Here is a 12253-nt window from a genome sequence, read left to right as displayed (position 1 = left end):
AGGACCGCCCGATGCGCATTGCCCCAGCCTTGTTGCTGCTGCCCCTGCTCGCCGCCTGCGCGGTGGGGCCGACGCTGGAACAGCGGCTGGCCACGTTTATCGGCCGTGGCGAAGGCGATCTGGTGGCCGAGCTCGGCGTTCCCGTCCGGTCCTATGAAACCGACGGCCGCCGCTTCCTGCAGTTCGAGCGGGAACGCACGGTTGCCGTGACGCAGCCCGACCCGTTCTTCTATTACCCCGGCCCCTACCGCTACCGCCCCTGGATCGCGCCGCCACCGGCCTATGCGCAGGTGCGCTGCGACATCACCTTTGCGCTGCGTGACAGGCGGGTGGAAAGCTTCACCCTGAATGGTCAGGCCTGCGGCTGACGCCTTGGCGGTTGGCGCCGCGATCCGAAACCCTCTACAAGGTGCGACCATGCGCCGTTTGAACACCATCCGCCTTTTTTCCCTCTCCGCGCTGGCGCTGCCGCTGATGGCAGCACCCGCCCTGGCGCAGCGCGGGCCGATGGTGCCGCCGACGCCGCCTTCCGCCCCCACCGCGCTGCCGCCGGCGCTGCCGGGGCTGGCCAACCGGAACGCTGCCCCCGCCATCCCGCCGGATGCCAACTACAACAACCTCGGCCCCACCGAGGCGCTGTTCGACAGCATCAATCGCGGCGACCTGGGTGCGGCGCGCGATGCCGTCACGCGCGGCGCGGACCTGAACGGGCGCAACGTCCTGGGCCTGACGCCGCTGGATTCGGCGGTGGACCAGGGGCGCAACGAGATCGCCTTCTTTCTGCTGTCAGCGCGCGGTCCCGGCCCGATCTCGGAGCCGACCCCGCCGCCGCCCGCGCTGGCCAGCGGCCGCCCTGCCCGCCCCGGCCCCATGTCGGCGCCGCCGCAACTGGCGACGCCCACCCCTCGCCCGGCCCCGCGCGCCATGCCCGCGACCCCCGCCGCCCGCGCGGACGGCGGCGCGGCGCGGCCGGATGTCGGCTTCCTGGGCTTTGACGCGGGGCGCGGCGGCTAATCCGCGGCGGGCTGCCCTCGCCCCGCGGTCACACGCAGTCCGTCAGGCTGCCCAGCTGCCCCACCCGGCGCCGGATTGTTTCGGCCCGCCGTTGCACGTAAGGGCCGGGCGCGGTGATGGACCATTCCAGCGGAGCGGGCAGCACCACGGCGAGGCGGGCGGCCTGGGCATCGGTCAGGCTCGCGGCGGGCCGCCTGAAGGCGGCCTGGGCGGCGGCTTCCGCGCCATACACGCCGGGCGCGAACTCCACAATGTTGAGGTAGACTTCCAGCACCCTTTGCTTGGGCCACAGCAAGGCGATCTGCGGCGTCAGCCAGGCTTCCAGCAGCTTGCGCAGCGGGTCGCGGCCCGGCCACAGAAACAGGTTCTTGGCCACCTGCATGGTGATGGTGCTGGCGCCGCGCGGGCGTTCGCCATCCAATGCCGCCTCCACCTGGCCTTGCAGCTGCGCGAAGTCGAAGCCCAGCCATTGCGTGCAGAATAGGTTGTCCTCGGCGGCGATGACGCTACGGGCCATCGCCGGGTCGATGCGGTCGTAGGGCACCCATTCCTTGTGCCAGCCATGCCCCTGGGCGGCGCGGATCAGCATCAGGGGCGTGGCCGGCACGGGAACGAAGCGGAACGCCAGGATCAGCAGCGGCGGCCCCAGCAGCAGGACCAGGGCCAGGCGCCGGAGCCAGCGCGGCGGGCGCATCAGTCGCGCCCGCAGGCGGCGTCGCGGCCGCGGTGCCGCCAGGGGAACTCGAAGCTGCCGGCCCAGGCCCCGCTGCGGGCGGCCCGCGCGGCGCGCTCCGCCTCGGCATAGCGGCCGCCGGAGAACTTCGGGCAATCAAAGGCGAGGCCGGTGCGCACCATGGCGGTGTTCAGGTCGCGCGGCGCGCCGTCCCGGCCCGGCACGGTGCAGATGGCCACCGTGCGCCCGTAGGTCTCGCTGCCGTCCGGCTGGCAGGTCACGGTGGCGCCGCCGATCAGCGCCACAAGCGCGTCGCGCGCCAGCTTGCCGCAGTCGTAGCTGCGGTCGCCCGGGCGGGTGCAGCTCTGGTCGTGTTCCAGCGCATCGATGCCACCCATGCGGATGCGGATGCGGCCGAGGTCCAGCGTGTCCCCGTCCACGATGCGCGCGGTGCCGGCGATCGGCTCGCCATCGGCCGCGTGCGGCGCGTCGCGGCGCCCCTCCTGGGTGCTGGCGCGGGGGTGGAAGGTGCCGCGCTGCTCGGAGGAGACGGCCCGCCACAAGGCGTGGCCCAGGCGCTCCAGCCCGGACGGCGTGAGCTGCCCGGTGCCGAACAGCGCGGCGACGGCGGCGGCCACGGCGACCCAGGGGGCGGCGGTGCGGGTGCGGCGGTTCATGAGGCGGCTCTGTGCCATGCCCGATGCCGCGATGCATCCCTTGTTACGGTTCGGGTTGCGGTCCCGCCGTGGCGGTGTTCAGCGGCACGGGCGGGCGTTCGGGCCGTGCCTCCGCCTCCACCTCCACTTCCACCGGCGGCGCACCGGCCGCGATGGCGCGGTTGGCGGCGCGCGGGTCCACTGCCAGGTTCCAGCCCGCCGCGTCGCGCCACATGGCGTAGGCCTTGGTGAACTCGGCACCCAGCAGGAAGATCTGCGCCGAATAGTAGATCCACAGCAGCACGATCACCGCGGAGCCCGCCGCGCCGTAGGTCGAGCCCACGGCGCTGCGGCCGAGGTAAAGGCCGATCACCGTCTTGCCGAGGTTGAACAGGATGGCCGTGACGATGGCGCCCACGATCACGTCCCGCCATTCCAGCTTGCGGTCCGGCAGCACCTTGTAGATGGCCGCGAAGAGCGCCGAGATCAGCCCGAAGGAGATGAAGATGTTGGCCACCCGCACCACGGTGGCGATGCCGGGCAACTCGCTGTCCAGGGACTCCCGCAGCCCGGACAGCAGCGCGCTGACGACCAGCGAAACCAGCAGCAGGAAGCCCAGCGTCGCCACCAGGCCGAGGCTGAGCGCGCGGGCACGCAGAAGCGAGGACACGGTGACGCCCGTCACCTCCGCCTTCCAGATCTTGTTGAGGCTGGCCTGGATTTCGCCGAACACGCCGCTGGCGGTGACCAGCAGCGTGACCAGCCCGAGGACGCTGGCCATCAGCCCCGCCTTGGGGTCTGCGGCGCTGCGGATGATGCCCTGGACGACCTCGGCGCCCGCCGTGCCCATCAGCCCGCCCAGTTGCGCGACCACGGCGCCGCGCGCCGCTTCCTCGCCGAACGCCACGCCCGCGATGGCGATGGCGATGATCAGCACCGGCGCCAGCGAGGTGACGGTATAGAAGGCGATGGCGGCCCCGCGGCTTAGCGCCTCGTCCTCCAGGAACCCGAGCACCGTCTGCTTGGTCAGCCACCAGCCCTTGCGCAGGCGCTGTTTCAACATTGTCGCTGGATCTTCCGCTGTCGCTGCTGGAACGGAAGCGTCGCGGCGGCGGTTGCGCGCCGCCGGGGCACCGGCACCCGGCTGTGGCCGTGGCGCCACAGCCCCCCCGCCCCGCCAAGCCGCTTGCGCCGGGGCGGGAATGCCGGTCTGCTGGCGGAACGAGGCGCGCGCAGCGCCCGGCACACGGCACGGATCTGTCATCCCCCCTTCCGGGAGCAACGACCCATGCTGCGACGAGACCTGTTCAAGGCGGCCGCCCTGGCCACCGCCCTGCCCGCCGCCGCCACGCTGGCGCGCCCGGCCATCGCCGCGCCCGCGCCCCTGCTGAAATTCGTGCCGCAATCGGATCTGACGGTCATCGACCCCGTGATGACCACCGCCTACATCACCCGCCACCATGCCCTGATGATCTGGGACCAACTCTACGGCCTGGACGACCGGCTGGTGCCGCAGCCGCAGATGGTGGAAGGCCAGACCACGGAGCAGGACGGGCTGCTCTGGACCTTCCGGCTGCGCGAAGGGCTGAAGTTCCACGACGGCGCGCCGGTGCGCGGGCGGGACTGCATCGCCTCGATCAAGCGCTGGGCGGCGCGCGACACGCTGGGCCAGGCGCTGATGGCGCGGGTGGCCGAGATGGCGGCGCCGGAGGACCGGGTGTTCACCATCCGCCTGACGCGGCCCTTCGGGCTGATGCTGGAAACTCTGGCCAAGCTGGGCCCGCCGGCGCTGGTGATCATGCCGGAGCGGATCGCGGACAGCGACCCGTTCAAGCCGATCACCGAGCTGGTCGGCTCCGGCCCCTATCGCTGGAAGGCGGATGAACGCATCGTCGGGGCGCGCGTGGTCTATGAGCGCAACCCCGACTACGTGCCCCGCCAGGGTCAGGCCGAACACACCGCCGGCCCCAAGGAGGTGCATTTCGACCGCGTGGAATGGCACGTCATGCCCGACCCCGGCACCGCCGTGGCGGCGCTCGGCAACGGCGAGGTGGACTGGTGGGAAAACCCGCCCAACGACCTGCTGCCGGTGTTGAAGCGCAACCGCGGCATCGTGACGGACCGCATCGTCACCCAGGGTGCGCTGGGCAGCGGCATCTTCAACCACCTGCACCCGCCCTTCAACGACGTGGCGGTGCGCCGCGCGGTGCTGATGGCCTGCTCCCAAAGCGACTTCATGACCGCCGCCGCCGGCACCGACCCCGCCATGCAGCGCGCGGGCATCGGCGTCTTCACCCCCGAAACGCCGATGGCCAACGAGGCCGGGCTGGACCTGGTGCGCGGGCCGCGCAACCTGGAACGCGCCCGGCAGATGCTGAAGCAATCCAGCTACAATGGCGAGCGCGTGGTGCTGATGGCGGCCTCCGACCAGCAGATCCTGGCCGCGCTGGGCGAGGTGGGGCGCGACCTGCTGACCAGGCTGGGCATGGAGGTGGACTACGTGGTGGCCGACTGGGGCACCGTGGTGCAGCGCCGCGCCAGCAAGGCGCCGCCGTCCCAGGGGGGCTGGAACATGTTCCACACCACCTGGAACGGCGTGGACATGCTGAACCCGATGGTGGAGCAGGTGCTGCGCGCCAACGGCGACAAGGCCTTCTTCGGCTGGCCCGACATCCCGCGGATCGAGACGCTGCGCAACGCCTGGGCGGAAGCACCGGACCTCGCGGCGCAGAAGAAGCTGGCGGCCGAGCTGCAACAAGCGGCGCTGGAGGAGGTGCCCTACCTGCCGACCGGCCAGTACTTCCTGGACAGCGCCTGGCGGCGCGGCCTGACGGGACTGGTGCGCGGCACCTTCGTGTTCTGGGGCATCCGGCGCGGCTAGCTCAGCGCAGGACGAAGTGCCCCGGCGCGGCCTCCACCAGCGCCGCGCCGGGCGGTGGTGTCAGATCGGCGGCCGACAGGCGGATGCGCTGGCGGCCGCGCTCCACGTCCGGGTCGGGCACCGGCACGGCGGACAGCAGCGCACGGGTATAGGCGTGCAGCGGGTTGCCGAAGATCGCCTCCACAGGCCCCATCTCGACGATCCGCCCGCGCAGCATCACCGCCACGCGCTGGCACAGGTAGCGCACCATGTTCAGGTCGTGGGCGATGAACAGAAAGGCGATGCCCATCTCCTGCTGCATGTCCTGGAACAGGTTGACCACCTGCGCCTGGATAGACACGTCCAGCGCCGTGATCGGCTCGTCCGCCACGATGAAGCTGGGGCCGAGCGCGATGGCGCGGGCGATGCCGACGCGCTGGCGCTGGCCGCCGGAAAACTCGTGCGGGTAGCGGCGCATGAAGTCGGGGTTCAGGCCGACGCGGCGGAACAGCGCCGCCACACGGTCCTCCCGCTCCGAGCGCGAGGACACGGCGCGGTGGATCACCAGCGGCTCGGCCACGAAGTCGCCCACCGTCATGCGCGGGTCCAGCGCGGCATAGGGGTCCTGGAACACCACCTGCATGCGTGCCCGCACGGCGCGCAGCGCGGCGGTGGACAGGTCGGACAGGTTCCGCCCCTCGAACCACACCTCGCCCGCCGTGGCCGGCTCCAGCTGCAGCACCAGCCGGCCAGTGGTGGACTTGCCGGAGCCAGATTCGCCCACCAGCCCCAGCGTTTCGCGCGGCTGCACATGGAAGGACACGCCGTCCACCGCCCGCACCGGCGGCGTGCGTCCCCACAGCCCGCCGCCCCCGCCGTAATGCTTGCACAGCCCCTCGACGCGCAGCAGCGGTCCGGTGCTCATCGGGCGTGTTCCCGCAGGGCGGCCGGCAGGTCGTACCAGGCGGCCACCAGATGGCCGGGGGCGGCGCCGGCCGCCTGGCGCAGCGGCGGCACCTCGGCAAAGCAGCGTGGCGTGGCGAAGGCATTGCGGGGCGCGAAGGGGTCGCCGGCCGGCGGGCGGATCATGTCGGGCGGGCTGCCGGGGATCTGGTGCAGCCGCGCGCCGCCCTGTTGCCCGTGCCCGGGCAAGGAGCGCAGCAGCCCCCAGGTATAGGCGCTGCGCGGGTCGTGGAACACGTCGCGCGCCGGGCCGCGTTCCTGGATGCGTCCGCCATACATCACCTGCACCGTGTCCGCGATGCCGGCCACCACGCCCATGTCGTGCGTGATCCAGATCACCGCCATGCCGAGCCGCTGGCGCAGGTCGCGCACCAGGTCGAGGATCTGCGCCTGCACCGTCACGTCCAGCGCCGTGGTCGCCTCGTCGGCGATCAGCAGCTTCGGCTCGCAGGCGATGCCGATGGCGATCATGGCGCGCTGCCGCATGCCACCGGAGAATTGGAAGGGGAACTGGTGCAGCCGCCGCGCCGGGTCGGGGATGCCGACCAATTCCAGCAGCTCGGCGGCGCGCGCCCGCGCCCTGGCGGGGGACAGGCCGAAATGCCGGCGCAGCGGCTCCATGATCTGCCGGCCGACCGTCAGCACCGGGTTCAGCGCCGTCATCGGGTCCTGGAAGATGAAGGCGATGTCGCGGCCGCGGATGTCGCGCAGCTCCGGCTCCGACAGGGCCAGCAGGTCGCGGCCGCCGAACAGCACCTGCCCGCCCGCGATGCGCGCCGGCGGCCGCGGCACCAGCCCCAGCATGGCCAGCACATGCACCGACTTGCCGGAGCCGCTTTCGCCCACGATGCCCAGCACTTCCCCGGCGTCGAGGCCGTAGGAAACGTCGTTGACCGCGTGCACCACGCCGCCCGGCGTGTCGAAAGCGACGCTCAGGTTCCGGACCTGCAGCAGCGGCGCCATCAGCCGCGCCCCAGGCGGGGGTCGAAGTGGTCGCGCAGCCAGTCACCCAGCAGGTTCACCGCCAGCACCGTCAGCATGATGGCGAGGCCGGGAAAGGCGGCGATCCACCAGGCGCTGGCCATGTAGTTGCGCCCTTCCGCCAGCATGCGCCCCCAGCTCGGGAACGGCGGCTGCACGCCAAGGCCGAGAAAGCTCAGCGCCGCTTCCAGCAGGATCACGCGCGCCAGTTCCAGCGTGCCGACCACCAGCACCGGCGTCAGCACGTTGGGCAGGATGTGGCGCAGCATGGCGCGCACGGGGCCGGCACCGGCGGCACGCACCGCCAGCATGAACTCGCGGTCGCGCAGCGCCAGCACCTGGCCGCGCACGATGCGCGCGTATCGCACCCAGCAGGTGAGCGCGAGAACCAGCACGATGTTCTGCAGGCTGGGGCCGAGGGTGGCGACCACCAGCAGCGCCAGCAGCATCAGCGGCACCGCGAGCTGCATGTCCACCACGCGCATCAGGATGCGGTCGGTCCAGCCGCCGGCGTAGCCCGCCAGGATGCCCAGCCCCACGCCCACCACGCCGCCCAGCAGCACGGCGGCGGCCGCCACCAGCAGCGTCACCTGGCTGCCGTAGAGGATGCGGCTCAGGATGTCCCGCCCCAGCTGGTCGGTGCCCAGCGGATGCGCGCCCCAGGCGGGCGGCGCCAGCCGGGCCATCAGGTCCGGCCGCGTCGGCGCCGGCACCGGCAGGAACGGCGCCAGGATGGCCGCGGCGACGAACAGCGCCAGCAGCACGGCGCCCAGCAGCCCGGTGCGGCTGCGCAACAGCACGCGCATCAGCGCCGCCCCCGGATGCGCGGGTCCAAGAGGCCGTAGAGCAGGTCCACCCCGAAGGTGATCAGCACGAAGATGGCGGCCACCAGCGCGATTCCCGCCTGGATGACCGGAAAGTCCCGCGCCTCGATCGCCTGCACGATCAGCCGGCCGACGCCGGGCCAGGAGAACACCGTTTCCGTGACCACCGAGCCGCCCAGCAGCTCGCCGGCCAGGATGCCCACCATGGTCACCACCGGGATCAGCGCGTTGCGCCCCACATGCCAGCCCAGCACCGTGGCGGGCGTCAGCCCCTTGGCGCGGGCGGTGCGCACGTGGTCGTCCCGCAGCACCTCCAGCACGGAGGAGCGGAACAGCCGCGCGATGCCGGCGGCCACGAAGACGGACAGGCACAGCGCCGGCAGCACCACATGCGCGGCGGTGCCGTAGCCGCCGGTCGGCAGCCAGCCGAGCTCCACCGCGAAAACCAGCACCAGCATCAGCCCCAGCCAGAACAGCGGCGTCGCCTGGCCGATCAACGCGCCGACCATGACCACGAGCTCCAGCACCGTGCCGCGCTTCACCGCCGCCACCATGCCCAGCGCGCCGCCGATCAGCACGCCGAACAGGATGGCGCAGCCGGCCAGCAGCATGGTCGCCGGCATCCGCTCCAGCACCACTTCCATGGCCGGGCGGGCATGCTGGAAGGACTGGCCGAAATCGCCCTGCACCGCGCGCCACAGGAATTCGCCGTATTGCACCAGCAGCGGGCGGTCGAGGCCGAGGTCGGCGCGGAAGCGGGCAATCTGCTCGGGCGCCGCGCCCATCGGCAGCAGCAGCGTCGCCGGGTCGCCCAGCACGCGGGTGACAAAGAACACGATGGTCACCGCCCCCCACACGGCGACCAGGCTGTCCAGCAGCCGCGAAGCGACGAAGCGCGACATCAGCCGCGCAGCGCGGCGGCCAGCGCCGCCTTTGTGGTGCCGGCCAGCGCCAGCGGCGGCAGCAGGTCGTTTTCGGCCCGGAAGTCGCGGCCATGGGTGGCGGAGAACAGCGCGATGCCGGCGGCGTGCAGCGGCACCGGCACGCCGCTGATCCGCCCCAGCAATTCCAGCGGCACCAGCCCGAAGGGCACGTCCTCCGTCACGAAGCGGCTGTCCAGCGTCTTCGGCCCCAGCAGTTCGGGCCGCTTGGCGTGCACGGCGGCGGCCATCTCGGCGACGCTGCCGGGCGCGATGTTGTGGGACAGCACGAAATGCTCCGTGACCGTGCGCACGCTGAGCCCGAAGGCGGCGGCCAGCGCCAGCCGCTCGGCGTCCAGCGCCTCGATCACACGGCCGACGGCGGGGGTGATGCTGCCGTAGTTGGGCCAGTCCTCGCCCTGCTCCGCCCGCGTCAGGTTCAGCAGCATGTTGGCCATGTGCGCCGGCGGGTTGAGGTTGCTGAGCATGATGGCCAGCAGGTCCTCGCGCCGCTGGAAGCGGTCGCCGAACAGAGCGCGGCAGGCGGCCTCGCCCCGGTCGGCCAGGCGCTGTGGCAGGGTCGCCACGTCCAGCCGCTGGCGCAGGCCGGACACGTGCACGCCTTCCGCGCCGCCGCGCCTGGCGGTCAGCGCCGTGGTGGCCCAGGCGGCGATCGGCAGTTCCACCCCGCGCGCTGCCAGCAGCCGGTGCAGGTACAGCGCGGCGAAGGAGCAATGGCCGCTGATCACCACCACCTGGGACGCCAGCAGATGCGGCGCCATGGCGTCCAGCACCGCGCGGTGGCCGTTGGCGACCGTGGCCACGATGGCGACATCGGCGCCCGCCAGCGCCGCGGCGCAATCCGCCGCCACCTCCACCGCATGGCGCCCCGGCACAACGCCGGTCGCCACCAGCGTCGTGGTGGGCGGGTGGCCGGTGGGGGACCACAGCACCGGCTGGTGGCCGTTCGCCGCCAGAAAGGCGGCGTAGCCGCGGCCGATGCCGCCGGTGCCGAGGATCGCGACGCGCATGGGCGGCTCCGTTCTTCGCTTCAGGCCTCGGCCAGGATCTGCTCGACATCGCCCAGGATGTGGCTGCGCGTCACCGCGCGCAGCCCCTCCGCATCCTGGCGGCGCAGGCAGTCGATCATCACGACATGCTCGCGCGCCGTGCGCTCCAGGATCGCCTGGGTGTTCTTTTGCCGCGTCACGGCGGCCGGCACGCGGGAGCGCAGCTCAAACACCGTCGCCACCATCTCGCGGTTCGGGCAATGGCCGAGCAGCGCCGCGTGAAAGGCGCGGTTGGTCGCCTCCTGCTCCACCACCGTGCCGTGGGCGACGGCATGGGCGAAGTCGGCGGCCAGCGGCTCCAGCGCGTCGAGGTCGGCGGGCCCGGGGCGGCCCAGCACGCGCAGCACGGCGGCGGTTTCCACCACCGCGCGAAGTTCCAGGATCTCCGCCAGCCGGTGCGGCTCCATCTCCGCCACGCGATAGCCGCGGTTGGCCACCAGCCGCACCAGCCCCTTGTTGGCCAAGCGGTCCAGCGCCTGCCGCAGGTCGATGCGCGTGCAGCCGTAGCGCCCTTCCAGGTCGATTTGCTTGAGCCAGGCACCGGTGCCCAGATGGCCGACGTTGATGTCCGCCTCGATCCGCGCCGCCAGGTCGCCGGTCCGATGCCCCGCGCCGCCTTCCGCCATCGTCGCTGTCCCTGCCTGTTGCATCAGGTGATCCTTAGCGGCTGCATGGCGGCGGCGCACCCCGCCCCCGCCACGCGGCATCGCAAACGGCCGTTTGACATCGGCATCAGGATTGGCGCCAATGGTCATGCTGCGCAAGTGGAGAATGTGGAGATGGCGTCCCTGCCCCCCCTGGCCCGGTTCTCGGCCGCCCTGCTGCTGTCGCTCGCCGCCGCATGCGGCAATGCCATGGCGCGCGAGCTGACCATCGCGCTGCCCGGCAACGTCAATACGCTGGACCCGGACAAGACCAACACGGTCGGCACCGACCTCAGCGTCATCGCGCATCTCTACACCCCGCTGGTCGACCGCGGGCCGGACCTGAAGCTGCGGCCCGGGCTCGCGACCCGGTGGGAAGCGGTGGACGACACCACTTGGCGGTTCACGCTGCGCGAGGGCGTCACCTTTCCCAACGGCGAGAAGCTCGACGCCGAGGCGGTGAAGTGGAACGTGGCCCGCGTGCTGGACCCGGCCACGGCCGCACGCAACCGCCCCTGGTTCGCCAACATCGCCGAGGTGCGCGTGGTCAGCCCCACGGTGGTGGAGTTCCTCACCCGCACGCCCTACCCCGACCTGCCGGCGCAGATGGGCATGTTCTTTCTGATGCCGCCGAAATGGACGGCGGACAACAACGCCAATGTTTCGGCGCTCGGCAGCGGTCCCTATGCGCTGGAACGCTTCGCCTCCGGCGACCGCGTGGTGCTGACGGCGCGCCCCGACTACTGGGGCGAGAAGCCCGCTTTCGAGCGCGTGACCTTTCGCATCATGCCGGAAGACAGCGCGCGCGTGGCCGCCATCCTGGCCGGCGACATCGACTTCGCCACCGCCCTGCCGGTGTCGGAGCTGGAGCGGGTGAACCGCAGCAGCCGCGCGCGTGCCGGCTCCGTGCCCAGCACGCGGGTGATGTTCGTCAAGCTCAACGCCGCCCGCCCGCCGTTCCAGGACAATGCCAAGCTGTGGCGCGCGCTGAACCTGGCGGTGGACAAGGAGGGCATCAACCAGGCGCTGATGGGCGGGCTGGGCCAGGTGGCCGCCTGCCAGCCGCTGTCCCCGGCCTATTTCGGCTTCAACCCGGTGTTAAAGCCGATCCCCTATGACCCGGCGGCGGCCAGGAAGCTGCTGGCCGAGGCCGGCTTTCCGCGCGGCCTGTCCATGGAGCTGGAGGTGCCGACCGGTCGCTACCTGCAGGCGCAGGACATCAGCCAGATCGTCGCCGCCCAGCTCAGCGAGATCGGCGTCAACGTGTCGATCCGCGAGATCGAGTTCGGTGCCTGGATGAGCAAGTTCATCAACCAGCGCAACCTGGGCGACGCCGCCTATTTCGGCCTCGCCTGGCCGACGCTGGATGCCGCCGGGCTGCTGAACTTCTGGGAGGAAGGCAACCCGCAATCCTTCTGGCCCAACGCCGGATACAACCGGCGCGCGGTGGCCGCCCGCTCCACCACCGATCCCGCCAAGCGCGAGGCATTGTACCGCGAGCTGACCGCGCAGCTGTGCGAGGCATCGCCCAACATCTTCCTGTTCTTCCCGCCCATCACCTATGCCGAGCGGCGCGACATCCAGTGGCAGGCGCGCGGCGACGACTGGGTGCGCGCCTTCGACATGACGCCCCGTTGAAAGACCGATC

13 protein-coding genes are annotated in these 12253 nt (G+C 71.9%); 4 read left to right on the top strand and 9 right to left on the bottom strand.

Annotated features, from left to right (window positions below; all coding sequences use genetic code 11):
• The first annotated feature begins 11 nt into the window (after positions 1-11).
• The gene (locus IAI59_RS07940) at positions 12-368 is read left to right on the top strand and encodes a hypothetical protein (RefSeq protein ID WP_207416724.1); all 357 of its coding nucleotides are present in this window, start codon (positions 12-14) and stop codon (positions 366-368) included.
• Positions 369-417: 49 nt separating this feature from the next.
• Complete coding sequence (locus tag IAI59_RS07935) at positions 418-1014, top strand: ankyrin repeat domain-containing protein (RefSeq protein WP_207416725.1); 597 nt, start codon at positions 418-420, stop codon at positions 1012-1014.
• Positions 1015-1042: 28 nt separating this feature from the next.
• Here IAI59_RS07935 and mtgA read toward each other — a convergent pair whose 3' ends face one another.
• The 3 genes from mtgA to IAI59_RS07920 are packed head-to-tail and all read right to left on the bottom strand — an operon-like array spanning position 1043 to position 3406.
• Entirely contained in the window at positions 1043-1708 is a 666-nt protein-coding gene (gene mtgA, locus IAI59_RS07930; RefSeq protein ID WP_207416726.1) for a monofunctional biosynthetic peptidoglycan transglycosylase, read from the bottom strand.
• Positions 1708-2364 (bottom strand): thermonuclease family protein, encoded by a 657-nt coding sequence (locus IAI59_RS07925; protein ID WP_207416727.1) that lies wholly within the window; start codon positions 2362-2364, stop codon positions 1708-1710. The genes mtgA and IAI59_RS07925 overlap by 1 nt, the downstream gene beginning before the upstream one ends.
• A gap of 43 nt (positions 2365-2407) precedes the next feature.
• Positions 2408-3406 carry a YihY/virulence factor BrkB family protein gene (locus tag IAI59_RS07920; protein WP_207416728.1) on the bottom strand — a complete coding sequence of 333 codons (999 nt, stop codon included), beginning with the start codon at positions 3404-3406 and terminating at the stop codon, positions 2408-2410.
• Positions 3407-3631: 225 nt separating this feature from the next.
• On the opposite strand from IAI59_RS07920, the gene IAI59_RS07915 reads away from it, so the two are divergent.
• Positions 3632-5224, top strand: coding sequence for an ABC transporter substrate-binding protein (locus IAI59_RS07915; RefSeq protein ID WP_207416729.1), 1593 nt, complete (start codon positions 3632-3634; stop codon positions 5222-5224).
• Position 5225: 1 nt separating this feature from the next.
• On the opposite strand, the gene IAI59_RS07910 is transcribed toward IAI59_RS07915, so the two are convergent.
• From IAI59_RS07910 to IAI59_RS07885, 6 genes are read right to left on the bottom strand one after another with little or no spacing between them, the layout of a single operon-like run.
• Positions 5226-6128 (bottom strand): ABC transporter ATP-binding protein, encoded by a 903-nt coding sequence (locus tag IAI59_RS07910; protein WP_207416730.1) that lies wholly within the window; start codon positions 6126-6128, stop codon positions 5226-5228.
• Positions 6125-7129: an ABC transporter ATP-binding protein gene (locus tag IAI59_RS07905; protein WP_207416733.1), complete on the bottom strand. Its 1005-nt coding sequence runs from the start codon at positions 7127-7129 to the stop codon at positions 6125-6127. Before IAI59_RS07905 ends, IAI59_RS07910 begins: the two co-directional genes overlap by 4 nt.
• Positions 7129-7953 (bottom strand): ABC transporter permease, encoded by an 825-nt coding sequence (locus IAI59_RS07900; RefSeq protein WP_207416735.1) that lies wholly within the window; start codon positions 7951-7953, stop codon positions 7129-7131. Before IAI59_RS07900 ends, IAI59_RS07905 begins: the two co-directional genes overlap by 1 nt.
• Positions 7953-8873, bottom strand: a complete 921-nt coding sequence (locus IAI59_RS07895) for an ABC transporter permease (RefSeq protein WP_207416737.1) — start codon at positions 8871-8873, stop codon at positions 7953-7955. Before IAI59_RS07895 ends, IAI59_RS07900 begins: the two co-directional genes overlap by 1 nt.
• Positions 8873-9922 carry an NAD/NADP octopine/nopaline dehydrogenase family protein gene (locus tag IAI59_RS07890; protein ID WP_207416738.1) on the bottom strand — a complete coding sequence of 350 codons (1050 nt, stop codon included), beginning with the start codon at positions 9920-9922 and terminating at the stop codon, positions 8873-8875. The genes IAI59_RS07895 and IAI59_RS07890 overlap by 1 nt, the downstream gene beginning before the upstream one ends.
• 20 nt (positions 9923-9942) lie before the next feature.
• Positions 9943-10611 carry a GntR family transcriptional regulator gene (locus IAI59_RS07885; RefSeq protein ID WP_207416739.1) on the bottom strand — a complete coding sequence of 223 codons (669 nt, stop codon included), beginning with the start codon at positions 10609-10611 and terminating at the stop codon, positions 9943-9945.
• A 129-nt stretch (positions 10612-10740) separates the two neighbouring features.
• On the opposite strand from IAI59_RS07885, the gene IAI59_RS07880 reads away from it, so the two are divergent.
• Positions 10741-12243: an ABC transporter substrate-binding protein gene (locus tag IAI59_RS07880; RefSeq protein ID WP_207416740.1), complete on the top strand. Its 1503-nt coding sequence runs from the start codon at positions 10741-10743 to the stop codon at positions 12241-12243.
• Positions 12244-12253 lie beyond the last annotated feature (10 nt).

It is taken from the genome of Roseomonas haemaphysalidis (assembly GCF_017355405.1).
Taxonomy (GTDB): domain Bacteria; phylum Pseudomonadota; class Alphaproteobacteria; order Acetobacterales; family Acetobacteraceae; genus Pseudoroseomonas; species Pseudoroseomonas haemaphysalidis.
Note: the sequence above shows the minus strand (reverse complement) of the source record. Positions and strands in the feature narration are given on the sequence as shown.

Excerpts from the sequence above, each read along its gene's own strand:
- IAI59_RS07920 (WP_207416728.1), bottom strand. The coding sequence starts at position 3,406 with ATGTTGAAACAGCGCCTGCGCAAGGGCTGGTGGCTGACCAAGCAGACG.
- mtgA (WP_207416726.1), bottom strand. The coding sequence starts at position 1,708 with ATGCGCCCGCCGCGCTGGCTCCGGCGCCTGGCCCTGGTCCTGCTGCTG.
- IAI59_RS07890 (WP_207416738.1), bottom strand. The coding sequence starts at position 9,922 with ATGCGCGTCGCGATCCTCGGCACCGGCGGCATCGGCCGCGGCTACGCC.
- IAI59_RS07935 (WP_207416725.1), top strand. The coding sequence starts at position 418 with ATGCGCCGTTTGAACACCATCCGCCTTTTTTCCCTCTCCGCGCTGGCG.
- IAI59_RS07915 (WP_207416729.1), top strand. The coding sequence starts at position 3,632 with ATGCTGCGACGAGACCTGTTCAAGGCGGCCGCCCTGGCCACCGCCCTG.
- IAI59_RS07925 (WP_207416727.1), bottom strand. The coding sequence starts at position 2,364 with ATGAACCGCCGCACCCGCACCGCCGCCCCCTGGGTCGCCGTGGCCGCC.
- IAI59_RS07940 (WP_207416724.1), top strand. The coding sequence starts at position 12 with ATGCGCATTGCCCCAGCCTTGTTGCTGCTGCCCCTGCTCGCCGCCTGC.
- IAI59_RS07880 (WP_207416740.1), top strand. The coding sequence starts at position 10,741 with ATGGCGTCCCTGCCCCCCCTGGCCCGGTTCTCGGCCGCCCTGCTGCTG.
- IAI59_RS07895 (WP_207416737.1), bottom strand. The coding sequence starts at position 8,873 with ATGTCGCGCTTCGTCGCTTCGCGGCTGCTGGACAGCCTGGTCGCCGTG.
- IAI59_RS07905 (WP_207416733.1), bottom strand. The coding sequence starts at position 7,129 with ATGGCGCCGCTGCTGCAGGTCCGGAACCTGAGCGTCGCTTTCGACACG.
- IAI59_RS07900 (WP_207416735.1), bottom strand. The coding sequence starts at position 7,953 with ATGCGCGTGCTGTTGCGCAGCCGCACCGGGCTGCTGGGCGCCGTGCTG.
- IAI59_RS07885 (WP_207416739.1), bottom strand. The coding sequence starts at position 10,611 with ATGCAACAGGCAGGGACAGCGACGATGGCGGAAGGCGGCGCGGGGCAT.
- IAI59_RS07910 (WP_207416730.1), bottom strand. The coding sequence starts at position 6,128 with ATGAGCACCGGACCGCTGCTGCGCGTCGAGGGGCTGTGCAAGCATTAC.